The 18,064-nt window shown below is 53.4% G+C and carries 15 protein-coding genes and 3 pseudogenes; 11 read left to right on the top strand and 7 right to left on the bottom strand.

The genetic code is table 11. The features are described 5' to 3' along the window. The 5 genes from lysA to JFT63_RS10915 all read left to right on the top strand — a co-directional run. A partial coding sequence (gene lysA, locus JFT63_RS10935; RefSeq protein ID WP_198843922.1) for a diaminopimelate decarboxylase occupies positions 1 to 1,091 on the top strand: 1,091 nt, incomplete at its 5' end. A 3-nt stretch (positions 1,092 to 1,094) separates the two neighbouring features. Further along, positions 1,095 to 1,925: a diaminopimelate epimerase gene (gene dapF, locus JFT63_RS10930; protein ID WP_186561038.1), complete on the top strand. Its 831-nt coding sequence runs from the start codon at positions 1,095 to 1,097 to the stop codon at positions 1,923 to 1,925. Between the two features lie 13 nt (positions 1,926 to 1,938). Beyond that, on the top strand, positions 1,939 to 2,655 hold the full coding sequence (locus tag JFT63_RS10925) for a DUF484 family protein (protein WP_057701993.1): 717 nt from the start codon (positions 1,939 to 1,941) through the stop codon (positions 2,653 to 2,655). 2 nt (positions 2,656 to 2,657) lie between these two features. Then, positions 2,658 to 3,557: a tyrosine recombinase XerC gene (xerC, locus tag JFT63_RS10920; protein ID WP_032878757.1), complete on the top strand. Its 900-nt coding sequence runs from the start codon at positions 2,658 to 2,660 to the stop codon at positions 3,555 to 3,557. Beyond that, positions 3,554 to 4,249, top strand: coding sequence for an HAD family hydrolase (locus JFT63_RS10915; RefSeq protein ID WP_198707195.1), 696 nt, complete (start codon positions 3,554 to 3,556; stop codon positions 4,247 to 4,249). Before xerC ends, JFT63_RS10915 begins: the two co-directional genes overlap by 4 nt. 188 nt (positions 4,250 to 4,437) lie before the next feature. Here the strand turns inward: JFT63_RS10915 and sutA are convergent, their stop codons facing one another. The 4 genes from sutA to glnK form a co-directional block, all read right to left on the bottom strand. Continuing rightward, positions 4,438 to 4,770, bottom strand: coding sequence for a transcriptional regulator SutA (sutA, locus tag JFT63_RS10910; protein WP_198707194.1), 333 nt, complete (start codon positions 4,768 to 4,770; stop codon positions 4,438 to 4,440). 102 nt (positions 4,771 to 4,872) lie between these two features. Next, positions 4,873 to 5,298, bottom strand: coding sequence for a secondary thiamine-phosphate synthase enzyme YjbQ (locus tag JFT63_RS10905; RefSeq protein WP_198843921.1), 426 nt, complete (start codon positions 5,296 to 5,298; stop codon positions 4,873 to 4,875). 209 nt (positions 5,299 to 5,507) lie between these two features. Beyond that, positions 5,508 to 6,845 (bottom strand): ammonium transporter, encoded by a 1,338-nt coding sequence (locus JFT63_RS10900; RefSeq protein WP_057701990.1) that lies wholly within the window; start codon positions 6,843 to 6,845, stop codon positions 5,508 to 5,510. A 34-nt stretch (positions 6,846 to 6,879) separates the two neighbouring features. After that, positions 6,880 to 7,218, bottom strand: a complete 339-nt coding sequence (glnK, locus tag JFT63_RS10895; protein ID WP_002555808.1) for a P-II family nitrogen regulator — start codon at positions 7,216 to 7,218, stop codon at positions 6,880 to 6,882. Between the two features lie 422 nt (positions 7,219 to 7,640). On the opposite strand from glnK, the gene JFT63_RS10890 reads away from it, so the two are divergent. From JFT63_RS10890 to JFT63_RS10870, 5 genes and pseudogenes are all read left to right on the top strand, one after another. Next, positions 7,641 to 7,904, top strand: coding sequence for an accessory factor UbiK family protein (locus JFT63_RS10890; RefSeq protein WP_198843920.1), 264 nt, complete (start codon positions 7,641 to 7,643; stop codon positions 7,902 to 7,904). Positions 7,905 to 8,119: 215 nt separating this feature from the next. Continuing rightward, positions 8,120 to 9,082: pseudogene (locus JFT63_RS10885) on the top strand (YifB family Mg chelatase-like AAA ATPase); the annotation flags it as partial. Between the two features lie 44 nt (positions 9,083 to 9,126). Then, entirely contained in the window at positions 9,127 to 10,869 is a 1,743-nt protein-coding gene (locus JFT63_RS10880) for a recombinase family protein (protein ID WP_198843919.1), read from the top strand. A 289-nt stretch (positions 10,870 to 11,158) separates the two neighbouring features. Continuing rightward, positions 11,159 to 11,572: a plasmid mobilization relaxosome protein MobC gene (locus JFT63_RS10875; RefSeq protein ID WP_198843918.1), complete on the top strand. Its 414-nt coding sequence runs from the start codon at positions 11,159 to 11,161 to the stop codon at positions 11,570 to 11,572. A gap of 1 nt (position 11,573) precedes the next feature. Then, positions 11,574 to 13,619, top strand: coding sequence for a relaxase/mobilization nuclease domain-containing protein (locus tag JFT63_RS10870; RefSeq protein ID WP_198843917.1), 2,046 nt, complete (start codon positions 11,574 to 11,576; stop codon positions 13,617 to 13,619). A 1,176-nt stretch (positions 13,620 to 14,795) separates the two neighbouring features. Here the strand turns inward: JFT63_RS10870 and JFT63_RS10865 are convergent. Beyond that, the gene (locus JFT63_RS10865; RefSeq protein ID WP_198843916.1) at positions 14,796 to 15,272 is read right to left on the bottom strand and encodes a hypothetical protein; all 477 of its coding nucleotides are present in this window, start codon (positions 15,270 to 15,272) and stop codon (positions 14,796 to 14,798) included. Between the two features lie 85 nt (positions 15,273 to 15,357). Here JFT63_RS10865 and JFT63_RS10860 point away from each other — a divergent pair. Then, a pseudogene (locus tag JFT63_RS10860) lies at positions 15,358 to 15,906 on the top strand (ATP-binding protein); the annotation flags it as partial. A gap of 54 nt (positions 15,907 to 15,960) precedes the next feature. On the opposite strand, the gene JFT63_RS30070 reads toward JFT63_RS10860, so the two are convergent. Both JFT63_RS30070 and JFT63_RS30065 read right to left on the bottom strand, forming a co-directional pair. Continuing rightward, positions 15,961 to 16,683, bottom strand: a complete 723-nt coding sequence (locus JFT63_RS30070) for a methyl-accepting chemotaxis protein (RefSeq protein ID WP_442963711.1) — start codon at positions 16,681 to 16,683, stop codon at positions 15,961 to 15,963. 180 nt (positions 16,684 to 16,863) lie between these two features. Then, positions 16,864 to 17,937, bottom strand: a pseudogene (locus JFT63_RS30065) (Cache 3/Cache 2 fusion domain-containing protein); the annotation flags it as partial. Positions 17,938 to 18,064: the final 127 nt, after the last annotated feature.

Here is an 18,064-nt window from a genome sequence, read left to right as displayed (position 1 = left end):
ACCTGGTGTGCTACGCAGTCAAGGCCAACTCCAACCTGGGTGTACTGAATGTCCTGGCGCGTCTTGGCGCTGGTTTTGACATCGTGTCCCGTGGCGAGCTGGAACGCGTATTGGCCGCCGGCGGCCAGGCGGACAAAATCGTCTTCTCCGGCGTCGGCAAGAGCCGCGAAGACATGCGCCGCGCGCTGGAAGTCGGCGTGCATTGCTTCAACGTCGAATCGACCGACGAGCTGGAGCGCCTGCAGGTGGTCGCCGCCGAGATGGGCGTGCGTGCGCCGATCTCCCTGCGCGTCAACCCAGACGTCGACGCTGGCACCCACCCGTACATCTCTACCGGTCTCAAAGAGAACAAATTCGGCATTGCCATCGCCGACGCCGAAGACGTGTATATCCGCGCCGCCCAACTGCCGAACCTGGAAGTACTGGGCGTCGACTGCCATATCGGCTCGCAACTGACCACACTGCCGCCGTTCCTGGATGCCCTCGACCGCCTGCTGGCTCTGATCGACCGCCTGGGCGAGTGCGGCATCTACCTGCACCACATCGACCTCGGTGGTGGCGTGGGCGTGCGTTATCGCGATGAAGAGCCGCCGCTGATTGCCGACTATATCCAGGCCGTGCGCGAGCGCATCGAAGGCCGCGACCTGACGCTGATGTTCGAGCCGGGCCGCTACATCGTTGCCAACGCTGGCGTGTTGCTGACCCAGGTCGAGTACCTCAAGCACACCGAACACAAGGATTTCGCCATCGTCGATGCGGCGATGAACGACCTGATCCGCCCGGCGCTGTACCAGGCCTGGATGGATGTCACCGCCGTGACGCCGCGCACAAGCGAAGCGCGCGCCTATGACATCGTCGGGCCCATCTGCGAGACCGGCGACTTCCTGGCCAAGGATCGTCAGTTGGCTCTGGAAGAAGGTGATCTGCTGGCCGTGCATTCGGCCGGTGCCTACGGGTTTGTCATGAGTTCCAACTACAACACCCGCGGGCGTACCGCCGAGGTGTTGGTGGACGGTGATCAAGCATTTGAAGTGCGTCGCCGCGAGACGGTAGCCCAGTTGTATGCTGGCGAAAGCCTGCTGCCGGAGTAAGCCATGCTGCTGCGTTTTACCAAGATGCACGGGCTGGGTAATGATTTCATGGTCCTCGACCTGGTCAGCCAGCACGCGCACATCCTGCCCAAACACGCCAAACAGTGGGGCGACCGTCACACCGGCATCGGTTTCGATCAGTTGCTGCTGGTGGAGGCGCCGAGCAATCCGGAGGTGGATTTCCGTTACCGGATCTTCAACTCCGACGGTTCCGAAGTGGAACAGTGCGGCAACGGTGCGCGCTGCTTTGCACGCTTTGTGCTGGACAAGCGCCTGACCGCCAAACGCCAGATTCGCGTCGAAACCAAGGGCGGCGTGATCGAACTGGATATTCGCAGTGACGGCCAGATCAGCGTCAACATGGGCGCGCCACGCCTGGTGCCGGCGGATATTCCGTTCCAGGCCACCGAGCAGGCCCTCAGCTACCCGTTGGACGTGGATGGCAAAACCGTGGAGATCGCCGCCGTGTCCATGGGCAACCCCCATGCGGTGCTGCGGGTCAACGACATCAATAACGCCCCGGTGCACGAACTGGGGCCGAAGATCGAACATCACCCGCGCTTTCCCGCACGGGTCAATGTGGGCTTCCTGCAGGTGATCGACCGTACCCGCGCGCAATTGCGCGTTTGGGAACGTGGCGCCGGCGAAACCCAGGCTTGCGGTACCGGCGCTTGTGCCGCTGCCGTAGCTGCGATCAGCCAGGGGTGGATGGATTCGCCGCTGCTGATCGACCTGCCCGGTGGACGCTTGTCTATCGAATGGGCAGGCCCTGGCCACCCGGTGATGATGACCGGGCCGGCCTCGCGCGTATACGAAGGACAGGTCCGTCTATGAGTGAGCCAAACCAATGACCGATAAGCCTCAAGTACCCGCACACGCTACCCCGAGTGAAAGCCTGGAGGCCGCTGCTGTCGCGGCGTACCTTGAGGCTAATCCGGACTTCTTCGTCGAGCATGAAGAACTGCTGCCGGCCTTGCGCATTCCCCACCAGCGCGGCGATACCGTGTCGCTGGTGGAGCGGCAGATGAAGATCCTGCGCGAGCGCAATATTGAAATGCGCCATCGACTCTCCCATCTGATGGACGTGGCGCGCGACAACGACCGCTTGTTCGACAAGACCCGCCGCCTGATCCTGACCCTGATGGACGCCGCCAGCCTGGAAGAAACGGTGATCGCCGTGGAAGACAGCCTGCGCGAGGATTTCCAGGTGCCCTTTGTCAGCCTGATCCTGTTCAGCGACAACCCGATGCCGGTGGGTCGCTGGGTCACAGGTGGTGAAGCACAGACTGCCATCGGCGGCCTGCTGTCCGAAGGCAAGACGGTCAGCGGCACCTTGCGTGAACATGAACTGGACTTCCTGTTTGGCGCCGAGCAGCGCAAGCAGATCGGCTCTACGGCCGTCATCGCCCTCAGCCATCAAGGCTTGCACGGCGTGCTGGCCATCGCCAGCCGCGATCCTGCGCACTACAAAAGCTCGGTAGGCACGCTGTTCCTGACCTATATCGCCCAAGTGCTGGGCCGCGTCCTGCCGCGCCACACCACCACACTGCGCGCGGTGCGCTGACCATGGAGCGGCAACTGGACGCCTACTGCGCTCACCTGCGCAATGAGCGCCAGGTGTCGCCCCACACCCTTGAAGCCTATCGGCGGGACTTGAACAAGGTCCTGGCCTACTGTGAGAAACAGCACGTCAGTAGCTGGAAAGCCCTGGATATCCAGGCCCTGCGCAGCCTGATCGCCCGGTTGCACCAGCAAGGCCAGTCCTCGCGTAGCCTGTCTCGGCTGCTGTCGGCGGTGCGCGGCCTCTATCACTACCTCAATCGCGAAGGCTTGTGCGATCACGACCCGGCCAATGGCCTGTCCCCACCCAAGGGCGAGCGGCGCCTGCCCAAGACCCTGGACACCGACCGTGCCTTGCAGCTGCTCGATGGCGCGGTAGAGGATGACTTCCTGGCCCATCGCGACCAGGCGATCCTTGAGCTGTTCTATTCCTCGGGCCTGCGCCTGTCGGAGCTGACAAGCCTGAACCTTGATCAGTTGGACCTTGCCGATGGCCTGATACAAGTGCTCGGCAAAGGCAGCAAGACCCGCGTGCTGCCGGTGGGCAGAAAAGCCCGCGAAGCCTTGCAGCTATGGCTGCCACTGCGCCTTTTGACCAACCCGGCGGACGATGCGGTGTTTGTCAGCCAGCAAGGCCGACGCCTGGGGCCACGCGCCATCCAGCTTCGGGTCAAGGCCGCCGGCGAGCGGGAGCTGGGGCAGAATCTGCACCCGCACATGCTGCGCCATTCCTTTGCCAGCCATCTGCTGGAGTCCTCTCAGGATCTGCGCGCGGTACAGGAACTGCTCGGCCACGCCGATATCAAGACCACCCAGATCTACACACACCTGGACTTCCAGCACCTGGCAACGGTGTACGACAGCGCCCATCCACGGGCCAAACGCATCAAAGGCAGCGACTCATGAGTATCAAGCTGATCACCTTCGACCTGGACGACACCCTCTGGGACAACGTACCCGTCATCATCAGCGCCGAAGCGTCGATGCGCGAATGGCTGGCGCTTAACGCCGCCAAGGTCGGGGACCTGCCCCTGGAGCATTTCGCCAGCCTGCGTCAGCAAGTGTTGCAGCGCCATCCCGAGCTCAAGCACCGCATCAGCGTCCTGCGTCACCGGGTGTTGATGTTGGCATTCGAGGAGGCCGGCTATCCCCAGCCTGAAGCGATGCAAATGGCGGATGTCTGCTTCGAAGCGTTTATCCATGCTCGCCACCAGCTCACCGTGTTCCCGGAAGCGGAGCCGATGCTCAAAGCGCTGCGCCAGCATTTCCTGCTGGGGGTGATCACCAATGGCAATGCCGATGTGCAGCGCGTTGGCCTGGCGGACTATTTTCACTTTGCCCTGCGCGCTGAAGATATCGGCATCGCCAAGCCGGATGCACGGCTGTTTCATGAAGCGCTGCAACGTGGCGGTGTGGACGCCAGCGCGGCGGTGCATGTGGGCGATCATCCGGGAGATGACATTGCCGGCGCGCAGCAGGCGGGGCTGCGGGCGGTGTGGTTCAACCCTACGGGCAAGGCCTGGGAGGGAGATAAGCACCCGGATGCGCAGATTCGCAGCCTGACAGAGTTACCGCCACTGCTGAGTCGCTGGAGCTAACACTGACCCCAATGTGGGAGCTGGCTTGCCTGCGATAGCGGTGGATCAGTCAACACAGGGCTCGCAGATAGACCGCTATCGCAGGCAAGCCAGCTCCCACAGGGTATTGCAGCAAACCGGTAAATTGCTCCAGGCATGAAAAAGCCCGCAGCGACGGCGGGCTTTTTCTTACAAGCAGGAGGCAGACCCTAGATAGGTCGGCTGCCGTACTTGTTATCCGGCTTCTTCGGTGGGTCTGCGACCACGTTAGCCTCAACTTCGACCACTTTGCCGCCTTTAGCGAGGAATTCCTCCATCGCACGGGCCAGGGCATCGCGCTCTTTGTTCTTGGCTTCAACGCTTGGCAGCTCGTCTACCGAAACCGCAGCCTTGGCTTTGCCCTTGGCTTTGGGCGCCGCGTCATCGGCACCGCCGTCATCGGCATCGTCAGCAACGTCTTCCGCCGCTACTTCAAGACCTTCTTCGGTGTCGTCTTCATCACCTACTTCGAGGTCGTCTTGTTCCAGATCATCGTCGCTCATGTTCTACCTCATGACTTGCGAAAAGCAGATTAGTTATAGCCCAGCTTCACCCTCTGTCGAGGTCGCCGGAAAAAAATCAACATCCACCGGATCTCCAGTGGCTTAAGCCTCTTCACCGTGCAAGGTGGCGAGGACTTTACGAGCACCGCCATGATCACGGTGCTCGCCCAGATAAACACCTTGCCATGTCCCCATCGCCAAGCGGCCGGCCTTGACCGGCAAACTCAGCTGGCAGCCCAGCAGACTGGCCTTGAAGTGCGCCGGCAGATCATCCGGACCTTCGTCGTTGTGCTCAAACCCTGCGCGACCCTGTGGCACCAGCAGGTTGAAAAAACGCTCGAAGTCACAGCGAACCGCCGGGTCGGCATTCTCGTTGACGGTCAACGAGGCCGAGGTGTGCTGCAGCCACAGATGCAACAGGCCCACACGGCAAGCCTTCAATTCAGGCAAGCCGGCAAGCAACTCGTCCGTTACCAGGTGAAAGCCCCGGGGCTTGGCCCGCAGGGTAATCAGGGTCTGTTGCCACATACAGTTCTCCGCCCATCGGCGCGCATTCTAGCGCGCTCTGGGAAAAAACAAAGTGCCGAATACGCCTTCATGCCTGTAAGACATTTGCACTCTGAAAAGTGCCGTGTGGATCCCATCACAAAGTTGATAAAAAACCCATACACCTTTAGCCAAAGACAAACACCAGACAAAAAAATGCCCGGCAAGCCGGGCATGTTTTTTTCACGTAGTTACAAGTTGTAGCCACGCTCGTTGTGTTGCGCCAGATCGAGGCCCACAGCCTCTTCTTCCTCAGTGACGCGCAGGCCCATGACCATATCCAGCACCTTGAGAATGACGTAGGTCACGATGGCTGTGTAGATCACTGTGAAGCCGACGCCTTTGCACTGGATCCAGACCTGGGCGGCGATGTCGGTCACGGTGCCGAAGCCGCCGAGTGCCGGGGCTGCGAACACACCGGTGAGGATCGCACCGACGATACCGCCGATACCGTGAACACCGAAGGCATCCAGGGAGTCGTCGTAGCCCAGCTTGCGCTTGAGGCTGGTGGCGCAGAAGAAGCACACCACACCGGCGACCAGGCCGATCACCAGGGCACCCATCGGGCCCACGGTGCCAGCGGCCGGCGTCACGGCGACCAGGCCGGCCACCACACCCGAGGCAATGCCCAGTGCACTTGGCTTGCCGTGGGTGATCCACTCGGCGAACATCCAGCCCAGCGCCGCAGCAGCGGTGGCAATCTGGGTGACCAGCATCGCCATGCCCGCCGTGCCGTTGGCCGCCGCAGCAGAACCTGCGTTGAAGCCAAACCAGCCGATCCACAGCATGGCCGCGCCGATCAAGGTGTAACCCAGGTTGTGGGGTGCCATCGGTGTGGTCGGGAAACCTTTACGCTTGCCGAGCACGATGCACGCCACCAGGCCGGCCACACCCGCGTTGATGTGCACGACGGTGCCACCGGCGAAGTCCAGCACGCCCCAATCCCACATCAGGCCACCGTTGCCGCTCCAGACCATGTGCGCGATAGGCGCATAGACCAGGGTGAACCAGACAGCCATGAAGATCAGCATCGCGGAGAACTTCATGCGCTCGGCGAAAGCACCGACGATCAGCGCCGGGGTGATGATGGCGAAGGTCATCTGGAAGGTGATGAACACCGCTTCCGGAAACAGCGCCGCAGGCCCGGTGATGCTGGCCGGGGTGACACCCGCCAGAAACGCCTTGCCCAGGCCGCCGAAGAAGGAGTTGAAGTTGACCACACCCTGTTCCATACCGGTGGTGTCAAACGCGATGCTGTAGCCGTAGACGACCCACAGGATGCTGATCAGGCCGGTGATGGCAAAGCACTGCATCATCACCGACAGAATATTCTTGGAGCGGACCATGCCGCCGTAGAACAGCGCCAGGCCAGGGATGGTCATGAACAGCACCAGAGCGGTGGCGGTCAGCATCCAGGCGGTGTCGCCGGAGTTGAGGACTGGAGCAGCCACTTCGTCTGCCGCCATGGCCAGGCTTGGCATTACGATGGACAGCAGGGCTCCGAGCCCTGCGAATTTACGCAGAGTCATAGTGTTTTCTCCTGGGGCGTTGGGGTTTGGCGGCTTAGATTGCGTCGGTATCGGTTTCGCCGGTACGGATGCGAATAGCCTGTTCCAGATTGACCACGAAGATCTTGCCGTCACCGATCTTGCCGGTGTTGGCCGCCTTGGTTATCGCCTCGATAACCCGGTCAAGATCCTTGTCGTCAATGGCGACATCAATCTTCACCTTCGGCAGGAAATCGACTACGTATTCCGCGCCGCGATACAGCTCGGTATGACCCTTCTGCCGACCGAAGCCCTTGACCTCAGTAACGGTAATGCCCTGCACGCCGATCTCGGACAGTGACTCGCGTACATCGTCCAACTTGAACGGCTTGATGATGGCAGTGACTAGCTTCATGAAAACTCTCTCCCGAATTGGTGGACTTGCCCCAGGAAAACAAACCCGTCTCAAGTCTAAGCGCAGTGCCTGGCTTTGTAACGCATCGTCGCCTCGGCATTTACCGTTGCGACGCCAGCGATCCACTGGTGACGAAACCTGTACCCCTGATCCGTCGGCGCACTGCATTCGTCACAGCGACTGCATCAGTGCATGGGTCATGATCGTCTAAGCAGAAACCTTGCCAGCTCCGTAAAAATCACTGAAATCAGTCCCTTGCCCACTTGTGCCCACCCACGGGGCGTGTGCGCGGCCGCAATGCGCATCAAAACGGTGCGAAGCCGCCCGCCTTGATGCGCGAAAACCGTGCGCAACGCGGCATGAAAAAGACTATAGACGCTGCGTGATACACTGCCGGCCAACTGTTTTCCGGAATATTTCCCATGCTCGCGCCCAAAGACCTCCTCGACGCCCTGAGCGGCCACGCCTCTCGCCTGTTCAGCAGCGACACCCCCCTGCCCCGCAATGAAATCGAAAGCCAGTTCAAGGCTTTGCTACAGAGTGGTTTCAGCAAGCTCGACCTGGTCAGCCGGGAAGAGTTTGACAGCCAGATGGTCGTACTGGCCCGCACACGTGCGCGATTGGAGAGCCTGGAGGCGAAGGTAGCTGAACTTGAAGCACGGTTGGCGCCATCCTCTGCTGAATAAACATGGTTAGTGTGGGAGCTGGCTTGCCTGCGATGGCGGTGCATCAGCGGATGATTCTTTGCTGACATACCGCTATCGCAGGCAAGCCAGCTCCCACATTTGTTTTGCATTGCCGCCCGGATACGTTCTGTAAAACCTCCCTACCTCGCTAGACGCCCACCTCGTCTACCCTTGAAAAATCCGCAGGAAGCGGCCCACCCTTTCAAGGAACGAGCATGTCCCTCGCTATCGTGCACAGCCGCGCCCAGGTCGGCGTCGAAGCCCCCGCCGTCACTGTTGAAGTGCATATGGCCAATGGATTGCCATCGCTGACGCTGGTGGGCCTGCCGGAAACTGCGGTGAAGGAAAGCAAGGACCGCGTCCGCAGCGCCATTCTCAACTCAGCGCTGCAATACCCGGCCCGGCGCATTACCCTCAATCTCGCGCCCGCCGACCTGCCCAAGGACGGCGGGCGTTTTGATCTGGCGATTGCCCTGGGGATCCTGGCGGCCAGTGTGCAGGTGCCGGCCTTGATGCTTGATGACGTGGAGTGCCTTGGGGAGCTGGCGTTGTCGGGCGAGGTGCGGGCGGTGAAAGGTGTGCTGCCGGCCGCGCTGGCGGCGCGCAAGGCCGGGCGCACCGTGATAGTGCCCAGGGCCAATGCCGAGGAAGCCTGCCTGGCATCGGGGCTCAAAGTGATTGCGGTGGACCACCTGCTGCAAGTGGTGGCGCACCTCAATGGGCACGTGCCGATTGAGCCCTACAGGTCCGATGGCTTGCTGTACCTGAACAAGCCTTACCCGGACCTGAGTGAAGTGCAGGGCCAGTTGGCAGCCAAACGTGCCTTGCTGATTGCGGCGGCCGGCGCACACAACCTATTGTTCAGCGGGCCACCTGGCACCGGCAAAACTCTGCTGGCCAGCCGTCTGCCGGGCTTGCTGCCACCGCTGAGCGAGCAGGAGGCATTGGAAGTGGCCGCAATCCAATCCGTGGTCAGCCTGGCACCGCTGAGCCATTGGCCTAATCGCCCGTTTCGCCAGCCGCACCACTCGGCATCCGGCCCTGCGCTGGTGGGTGGCGGCTCGAAGCCGCAGCCGGGGGAAATCACCCTGGCCCATCACGGCGTGCTGTTTCTGGATGAGCTGCCGGAATTTGATCGCAAGGTACTGGAGGTGCTGCGCGAGCCATTGGAGACAGGGAGGTGTTATTCTCACACTTCCAGAATCATCGCAGGACGCTCGGAATGCCTACCGCATACGCTTACATCCGTTACTCATCGAAAGCCCAAGGCGAAGCCGGTAGGGACTCCGTAGACAGACAAATGTCGTCAATCCAAGCCATTACCAAGCAGCAAGGTATCGAGTTGCTGCCGGAAAATATTTTCAGCGACACTGGCGTATCTGGATTTGATGGTTCAAACAAAAATAAAGGCAAACTAAAAGACCTTATTGACTTAATCATTAGTCAAACAGTCCAAGAGGGAGACTTCATTTTTGTTGAATCAATAGACCGATTGTCTCGACAAAAAATGAGACTATCAAAAGAGCTTGTCTATTCCATTTTAGACCGTGGCGTAACTCTTGTAACCACCATTGACGGCCAAATGTATAGCCGCAATAAAGATGGCATGGAACAAGATATCATGCTTTCCGTTATTTCAACCCGTGCTCACGAAGAAAGCAAAACAAAATCAGTTCGTCGTAAATCTGCTTGGAACAGAGCAAAAAAACTAGCAGATGAAGACAAAGCCATTTTCAATGGTCACAATCCACCATATGGCATATCTTACAACAAAGAAGAAAACCGCTTTGAAATCGTAGAAGACGAAGCCCAAGAAATAAGAAATATTTTTGAAAGTCTAAAATATGTCGGCGTCTCGCTAACTATTCGCAAGATTAACGCTTACGCCAAAAGAAAGTGGACCAACAAGAATATTCATCTATTACTTCAAACAAAATATGTTCTTGGCTCCTACATGGCTCAGCGTAGGGACGAAAATAAAAACAAAGTTTTTGAACGTTTTATTGAAGGTTACTATCCGCAGATTGTTTCATATGAGTTATTCAATGAAGCTCTTGAAGCAATGAAATTGCGGGCACATAGAAAACATTATGGCAATCAAACAGTAGGCAGTTTGAATATTTTTAGACATTCCATAAAATGTGATTGCTGCAATGCTTCCATGCTATTTGAAAAACAAACAAATCCCAAAGGTGTTTGCTACGGATATTTCCATTGCTTCACCAGAAAGGAGTTAAAGACGAATTGCAACCAGCCACGATTTCGTTTTGATTTAGCCTATGGTCTATTTTTAGAGTTGGTATATCAAGCTACCACAAAAGAAGATTTTGATGTTCACCCTTGGCAGAACTTAGAGCTTGAAGAAGAAAAGAGAAACCGTGATTATGTCACTATCGGGGAGAGCACCCGCCTTTACATGGCAACCCCAGAAGACAACGAAATCGATGAAAAGATAGAAAGTTTCAGAGAGCTGCTAATCAGCTTGCTATCAAACAAAAAACGTCAAGCAGCAGATAACAAGAAGCTTGTGGAACTACGCAATGCACTGCTTGAACAAAAAAGTTACAAAGATAACCTATTGAAGTCATTTGCAGGTTTTACGAACGGCATTATCCCACATGAGTTCTTAGCAGTCGTCAGCAGCACAGAACTAAAAATCAATGATATTGAAGCCGAGCTTTCTAAGCTACAAGTAGAAATAAACACCCGCAAGACTTCAATCAACATCTATTCGGAAAACGATATTATTGAGCTATACAACACAGAAGAAGGCAGGTTGAAAATAAATCAATTCTTCATCACAAATGATATCGTGTTCAAATTCAATTTTGAAAAAGAAACCAGAACACTATATTGCAAGATTCACTATCAGGGAATGATGATTGACCGGATTGCAAAACAGTTTGACCTTCATAATCCTTTGAAAGAATTTGGTATCAACAATCTGAACGAATACTTCAACTGACAACGCCTTTATTCCAGATTACCAAGCCACCTTTCTAGGTGGCTTTTTTGTGCTTTCTATACATTTTTGACTTCATGTTTTCTGTTTTCAATAACGTGGCAGTCTTGGGATACTTGAAAGCATTAAAATATATGTTAACTTATTTATATGGAAGTCTAACTACATGCGAGCAATAACAATGGAGTGCCACTTCGTGGACTTCCATTGTTGCTCGATTTTCTGCACTTCGTTTAGAAAATGGAAAAGCGGAAAGACTGCCACAATTAAGATAACAATTTATGAGGTTAACATGAGTGAATTATTTCCACCTAAACAGAACAAACCAGTAAACAGAAGTAAGCAATCAACCATCACTATCAGAACCACAGAGCAGACTGCAAATGCTTTCAAAGAACTGAAAGAAAAGACCGGTCTAAACTATGACCAATTGATTGAGAAAGTTATCGAGGATGGTTTCGGCTTAATTATCGAAATCAATAGTAAATCCCTAAAAGATACTTACGAAATTTTTGAGAAAAAAATAGCAGAGCCGTATAACAATCTTAATCAAATAGCTAAACATCTCAACGGTCACGAAAACGTTCCCGATAATCTCTGGAAATCATTAGAGTCAATTGAAAAAATGTTCAACATGTTAAATGGATACCTTCGTGACCAAAAGAGATATGTGAAGGTAGAAAAGAAAAACAACAACAAGGAGTAACATGATAAGAAAAAAAGCCAGCAGCCAAAAAACCAAAAGAGGTATTAAAAAAACAGCCAATTACATTCTTAAAGATAAAGGCTGCTGTCTTTATGAGGCCAGCTTTATCCACAACCCAAAAACCATAAAGGGTGATTTAGTCGAAAGGTTGTCCAAAGAAATTGATGATGATGTGAACTATCACAACAGCAATAGAAAAGTAGGCTCCGCCCAACAAGTAAGAACTTATCATGATATTGTGAGCTTTCACACCAATGATGATATGAATCCACAGAAAGCATTACAGATTGCAAAAGAACTTTATGAGAGAACCCATAATCTCAGCAATCGTAAATATCTCATGGCCGTTCATAATGATACAGATGAAATGCACGTTCACATCATCTGGTCAGTTAGAGATAACAATGGAAAGACCTACAAGCAAAAAGATGACTATCGCATCATAGAAATTGAATGCGACAAGCTAGAAGATAAATACACATTGTTTAAGCCGCAAAATCGAAAAGCTACATCCACGAAGAAAAACGACCTTGAAAAACTTCCTTCAACTAATGAAAGAATGCTTGATGTTCGTGGCATTACTTCTAACAAAAAACAGTTGAAAGACGCCTTAAAGCCTTTCCTTGACAAAGCAAAAAGCCCATCAGATTTTATAAATCGGATATCACAGAATGGCTTTAATATCATTCATAATGGGAAATCAGCTTTTTCAATTCAACATGATGACCAGATATTCAAAGCATCAGAGTTGAACCTTTCCTACAAAACATTAAAAGCAAAGCTTGGAGAAGATTTAGAATTTGAGAAGACCCTTGCTTTAAGGCATGGAAAAAAAGAATATGAGCAATGTGGCATTTCTTCTAATGATGACAAGCCAGAATTCATGAAAAGAATTCACCCGCAATCAACACTTGCCAAGCATTTCACCTGCACGCCTTTTAATGACAAGGTTGAGTATTTCTATAATTCAGCAAAAGACAAGAAAGCTTTTGAATATCATAAAGACCCTGCAAAGGTTCTCTTTAATGACATATCAAGAAAATCAGCAAAAGCTGGCTTGCAACGTCTTGTAGCTGACACAAAAGCACCATCAACCCTAACTGTATTTGGTGCAAAAGAATTCAGACGTAATGCTTGGATAGAGGCTCAGCTAATGGGATTGGAAGCCAAAGGCTTTAAGCTTGAAGGTTACACCCCAACCCCAGCAGACTTGGAGCTGGTGAAGAAAACCCAAGAGCAATATGCTTCTATGAATAAGAAGCCAGAACCCAAACCAGAAGCTCCTACGGTGGCCGTAGAGCCACCTAAACCAGTAGATTCTATTGTTCCACCTGTCATGTCTACACCCGTTCACAACGAACCAGAACAGCTTGTAGAGTCTACAAAGCAAGTTGAACAGGAAAGCAATTTCGATAGCTTATTTGATGAACTGGAAGATGAGTTCAGTGACAAAACATCCCCAGTGGATAGCTTTAAAGAAATTTTGTCAAAGGTCACAACAGACATGCTTTGCGTTACACACGGCAGCATAACTTGCCGCATCTGCTTTGGTTCAAACATGGAAAATGCACCGGCATTTCAACATGATGAGTTCATTAGCATCAATCATGAAATAGCAACCGCATATGCTGATGCTGGCAGAGCGTTGAAAGATGAATTTAATCAGCTATTGAGTGACAAGATTGACGAATTGAAATCAACACAAGAGCATCAAGAGAAAATTGAAGCCGAACATATTGCAAATGTAGAAACTGATTTTCATGACTTTATTGAAAGCCTTATTGATAAACATACAGACTACAAGAAGATTGAAATATTAAGGCATGTTCAAGACGTTTTAGAAGACAACGGCAATATTATTCCAGACGCGGCTCTGTATGATGATATCACGGAGAAAGTTAATCAATTAGATAACCATGAGCGTGAAATATGTTCAGCTTATGTTCAAAAGCTAATTGATGATGATGGCTCAGGTGCTCCAATTGATGGAGAGTTGAAGAACGCAGATGTAAAAAGCAAAAGAATAATTAGATACAAACCGTATTAGTGTTTGGGCGGCTTATAATTTGACTTTTAGAATGTAAATGATAACATACATATAAGTGAACCCCGAATATGGTTAGTATTCAGGGTTCGGCGTTGATACTGATAGCAGCAGTTTCAACTTGTAATTAAAGTTATAACATACAAATTAACTTATTCAAGTCAACCTGCCGCAAAAATCTCAAATCATAATAATAAATTTCAGTATTCACGCCTTGAACAATGTAGGAAATACAAGTGATTGTTTCGTTGTTCTAGCGAAGAAAATAAAACGGGGATACTGGAAATTTTCGACCCGCCAGCCATATGAAAATATGTTAAACAGGGTTCCAGTTAGGTGCTGATATAGCCTATAAGTGTTTAAAGTTTAAACTGAATATCACAGATTTAAACCCCGAGCTAAAAAGTTCAGGTAAAGCGAAACTGATTTTAATTGATAAAGTCAGGAAGACCAGCTTTGCCCGAGCTTTATTCTGGTAAGAATAAAAGCGAAGGGCAAGGCTGGAAAAGCTAAAAGCGAAAACCCCTTAGGGTTTTCAAGACACGCATGTAGGCACGTACACATGTATGACCCACATACACCTAACACACCCACCCATCCCTACACTGACCCTGCCCATTTTTCTCCCTTACTTCAAAATTCGGTCATTTGCTGGTGTTTCTTGTTCTAGTGATAGTAAATCACCAATGAAACTAAAAAACGCTTAAAAGGCATATTCCTGTAAGCCATATTTGCGGTTTTCATTTTTCCAAGAAGGGCAAAATCAAAAGCATCTGGTTATTGCGAACTATGTTCACATGTTAAAGCAAAGGCAGGTTGGCTAGTAAAATTTGTGAAAATCAAAACAGACGGAATCGCCGTTTTATGAGGGGGATTTAACGCTTGTGTATAACAATACGGGAAATTTAAATACGCCATAATTTGCCCATTTCCGTTAGTTGGCAAAAAATAGCGTAGGAGGATATTTTTGGATTTGTTACTGTTTTTTTGAGTTTTGATTATTTGACACAGTCATTTTTTGGCTTGCAATCAACAAAAATCACTGTCAATAGCAAAGCAAAAATAAATTTAAGGTCTAACCCTATTTGTCAAATAGGGTCGGACTCTAATCAGAATAATCACCTGCTCATTTTTCGCACTTGAACAAGTTCAAGCACTCAAAACGACCATCAAATATTCCTACCTATGCTTAGCACCGCTTTCCGCAATTAACAAACCTACGATACGGGCACCCCATGTAACAACCAAAACGCCAATAACGATAAAGAAAACTATCCACATCCCTTTAAAAGCACTAGCCAACAATGCAAACGGCACTACTGCCCCACCAAGTAACATCATCCCCAAAATAGCCCAAAAACCACCCCAGAGAAACCATGTAGTCAAAAGACTAATGAGGAAAGTCAGCAGAGCGAACACATAGGAGAATATGAATATCGTTGTACCAGTAAAGACCCGAAGCCGTTTAAAAATTGAAAGTGGAAGAAGCACGAACAAAATTAGCCCTACGCATATCCAGCCTATGGATATTAAGGGGGGGAGTATGTGCTCGTAAGCCGTTGTAATACCGGCAAAAAACAAAAAAGGTAGAGCAAATAACCCCAGAAAAACGGCAATGCCGAACGCAATGCTTCCAGCCTTCGATAGAAACTCCATACAACCTCCTGTTGGCGAGAGGATCATTTTCGTCCCAAACGCTAGCAAAAAGCCATTCCAATAAAATGTGTGATATTTATGGCTACCATTCGAGTCGGGGCATATCGTGATCTCCCGAGCCCGTGACCGGGTGAGTTTCCCGGCGCGCTTCCAACTGGTCGCGGCCATGAACCCCTGCCCTTGCGGCTACATGGGCGAACCCAGCGGGCGTTGTCGGTGTACGCCGGAGCAGATACAACGCTATCGCAACAAGCTATCCGGGCCGCTGCTGGACCGGATTGATTTGCACCTGACAGTCGCGCGGGAGGTCACCGCACTGAACCCCTCACAACAGGCCGGCGACACCACCGCGCAAGCGTCCGCCCAGGTGGCGCAAGCCCGTGAGCGCCAGCACCAGCGCCAGGGTTGTGCCAATGCATTCCTCGATCTGCCCCGGCTACGGGAACACTGCCAGTTAGCCAAAGCCGATGAAAGCTGGCTGGAGAGCGCGTGTGAACGGCTGACATTGTCGCTGCGTGCAGCCCACCGACTGCTCAAGGTCGCTCGCACCCTGGCGGACCTTGAGCAAGTGGAAGGCATCGCCCGTCATCATCTGGCGGAAGCCTTGCAGTACCGACCAGCCGCTCATGGCTAGCGCGTGTCAGGAGAGAGCGGCGCGGCGGGCGCTGGCCGGGGCGACCACTAAGCCTCAACGAAACCGATCCACCTCCTGACGCAAACCTGCCGCCAGGGTCTCCAGTTCCTTGGCGGTGACTGCCAGGTTCGACACCACTTCACGCTGCTCGCTGTTGGCCAGGGCAATGCTTTGCAAGTTACTGCTGAGCAGGGTTGCGGTGCTGCTCTGCTCCTGGGTGGCGGTGGTGATCGCAGCGAATTGCTGGCCGGCCGAGCGGCTTTGCTCATCGATACGCGCCAGGGCCGAGGCGACGTCGGCGTTGCGCGACAGGCCGTCCTGCATCAAGACCTTGCCGTGCTCCATGGTGCTGATGGCGTTGCCGGTTTCCTGCTGGATGCTCTGGATCATCGCCGAAATTTCATCGGTGGCCTGGCGGGTGCGCGAGGCCAGGTTACGCACTTCGTCGGCGACCACGGCAAAACCACGACCTTGCTCACCGGCGCGGGCGGCTTCGATGGCGGCGTTGAGCGCCAGCAGGTTGGTCTGTTCGGCAATGGACGTGATCACGCCGACAATCCCACCGATTTCCTGGGAGCGCTGGCCCAGGGTATTGATCACCGAGGCGGTACTGTTCAGGGCAGTGGCGATATGTTCCAGCGACGATGACGCCTCTTGCATCGAGCTGCGGCCGATCCGGGTCTGCTGGGCATTCTCTTGCGCCAGGCGCTCGGTATTGCCCATGTTGTCGGCGATGTTCAACGAAGTGGCACTGAACTCTTCCACCGCGCCGGCCATGCTGGTGATCTCGCCAGACTGTTGCTCCATGCCTTCATAGGCACCGCCGGATAACCCCGACAACGCCTGGGCACGGCTGTTGACCTGTTCGGCCGCGCTGCGGATATGCGAAACCATGGTCGACAGCGCTTCACCCATCTGATTGAAGCTGCGCGCCAACTGCCCGATTTCGTCATGGCTGGACACGTTGAGGCGTGCGCTCAAGTCGCCCGCGCCCAGAGCCTCTGCCTGGCGTACGAGGTCGCTCAATGGCGCCAGTTTGCTGCGCAACAGCCACACCGTGGCGCCCACTGCCAGCAACATCGCCAGCACACTGCCGATCACCAAGCGGATACCGACTTCCCACGTCACAGCGCGAATTTCCGCCTTGGGCATACTCGCCACCACCGCCCAGGGGCCTCCTTCGAACGGCACCGAGACACTGTAGAAGTCTTCGTTGTTGTCGCTCCAGAAACGCCCTACCCCCGGCGTCTTTGCCAGGTCGAGCATCACGGCAATGGCCTGATCCGGTGCTTGCACGCCGGCTGGCGGTACCAGCCAGTGCTTCTGTTCATCCAGCAGCGCCAGGGAGCCGGTCTGACCGAGACGGAAGCGCTTGAGATTTTCAAACTGAGCGTTCTGGGCGTCGGTGTAATCGAAGCCGATAAACAGCACGGCGATGACCTTGCCGCTGCTGTCACGCACCGGGCTGTACTGGGTCATGTAGGAACGGTCGAACAATACCGCACGGCCGATATAGGTTTGCCCGTCGGCCACACGCTGGTAAGCCGCGCCCTGGCGGTCAAGCACAGTGCCGATGGCGCGGTTGCCATCCTGCTTGGTCAGGGACGTGCTGACGCGGATAAAGTCGTCGCCGCTGCGCACGAATACGGTGGCCACACCGCCGGACATTTGCTTGAACTCATCCACTTCTTCGAAGTTATTGTTCAGCACCTCGTTACCCAGATACAGGCTCGGCGTTTGTACACCGGCCACGGCCACGGGTTGGTCGGCACGCACACTCAAGCCGGCGCCGAAGCGCTTTTCAAACAGCCCGCTCAAACGCTGGGTACTCTCGCGCAAGGTGCTGTGGAAGGTATTGAGTTGGTCGGCGAGCAAACGCGCCTCGCTGGCCAGGTGTTCCTCACGAGTATCGAGGTTGGCGGAATCGAGAGAACGCAGGGCAAACACGGTACTGCCGCTGATAACGACAGCCAGAATCACGGCAAGGGCGAGACCTAACTGGGAGGCAATCCGGGCACGAGGTTGAGACATGACAGCTCCTGGCCGAGGCCAGGATCATCCTGATCTCATAGCGCTGCTCGGCAAATTATCTAGTGGGAAACGTTGGTGCACGATGGTTCCAACACACCTTCTTCGGCGGCACTTGGTAATACTTGAG

Source organism: Pseudomonas sp. MF7453 (genome assembly GCF_016405455.1).
GTDB classification, from domain to species: Bacteria; Pseudomonadota; Gammaproteobacteria; order Pseudomonadales; family Pseudomonadaceae; genus Aquipseudomonas; species Aquipseudomonas paralactis.
This window is presented reverse-complemented; position numbering and strand designations above follow the sequence as displayed.

Bases quoted from the DNA above. Each gene is read 5' to 3' on its own strand.
- dapF (WP_186561038.1), top strand. From the start codon at position 1,095: ATGCTGCTGCGTTTTACCAAGATGCACGGGCTGGGTAATGATTTCATG.
- JFT63_RS10925 (WP_057701993.1), top strand. From the start codon at position 1,939: ATGACCGATAAGCCTCAAGTACCCGCACACGCTACCCCGAGTGAAAGC.
- xerC (WP_032878757.1), top strand. From the start codon at position 2,658: ATGGAGCGGCAACTGGACGCCTACTGCGCTCACCTGCGCAATGAGCGC.
- JFT63_RS10915 (WP_198707195.1), top strand. From the start codon at position 3,554: ATGAGTATCAAGCTGATCACCTTCGACCTGGACGACACCCTCTGGGAC.
- sutA (WP_198707194.1), bottom strand. From the start codon at position 4,770: ATGAGCGACGATGATCTGGAACAAGACGACCTCGAAGTAGGTGATGAA.
- JFT63_RS10905 (WP_198843921.1), bottom strand. From the start codon at position 5,298: ATGTGGCAACAGACCCTGATTACCCTGCGGGCCAAGCCCCGGGGCTTT.
- JFT63_RS10900 (WP_057701990.1), bottom strand. From the start codon at position 6,845: ATGACTCTGCGTAAATTCGCAGGGCTCGGAGCCCTGCTGTCCATCGTA.
- glnK (WP_002555808.1), bottom strand. From the start codon at position 7,218: ATGAAGCTAGTCACTGCCATCATCAAGCCGTTCAAGTTGGACGATGTA.
- JFT63_RS10890 (WP_198843920.1), top strand. From the start codon at position 7,641: ATGCTCGCGCCCAAAGACCTCCTCGACGCCCTGAGCGGCCACGCCTCT.
- JFT63_RS10880 (WP_198843919.1), top strand. From the start codon at position 9,127: ATGCCTACCGCATACGCTTACATCCGTTACTCATCGAAAGCCCAAGGC.
- JFT63_RS10875 (WP_198843918.1), top strand. From the start codon at position 11,159: ATGAGTGAATTATTTCCACCTAAACAGAACAAACCAGTAAACAGAAGT.
- JFT63_RS10870 (WP_198843917.1), top strand. From the start codon at position 11,574: ATGATAAGAAAAAAAGCCAGCAGCCAAAAAACCAAAAGAGGTATTAAA.
- JFT63_RS10865 (WP_198843916.1), bottom strand. From the start codon at position 15,272: ATGGAGTTTCTATCGAAGGCTGGAAGCATTGCGTTCGGCATTGCCGTT.
- JFT63_RS30070 (WP_442963711.1), bottom strand. From the start codon at position 16,683: ATGGCCGGCGCGGTGGAAGAGTTCAGTGCCACTTCGTTGAACATCGCC.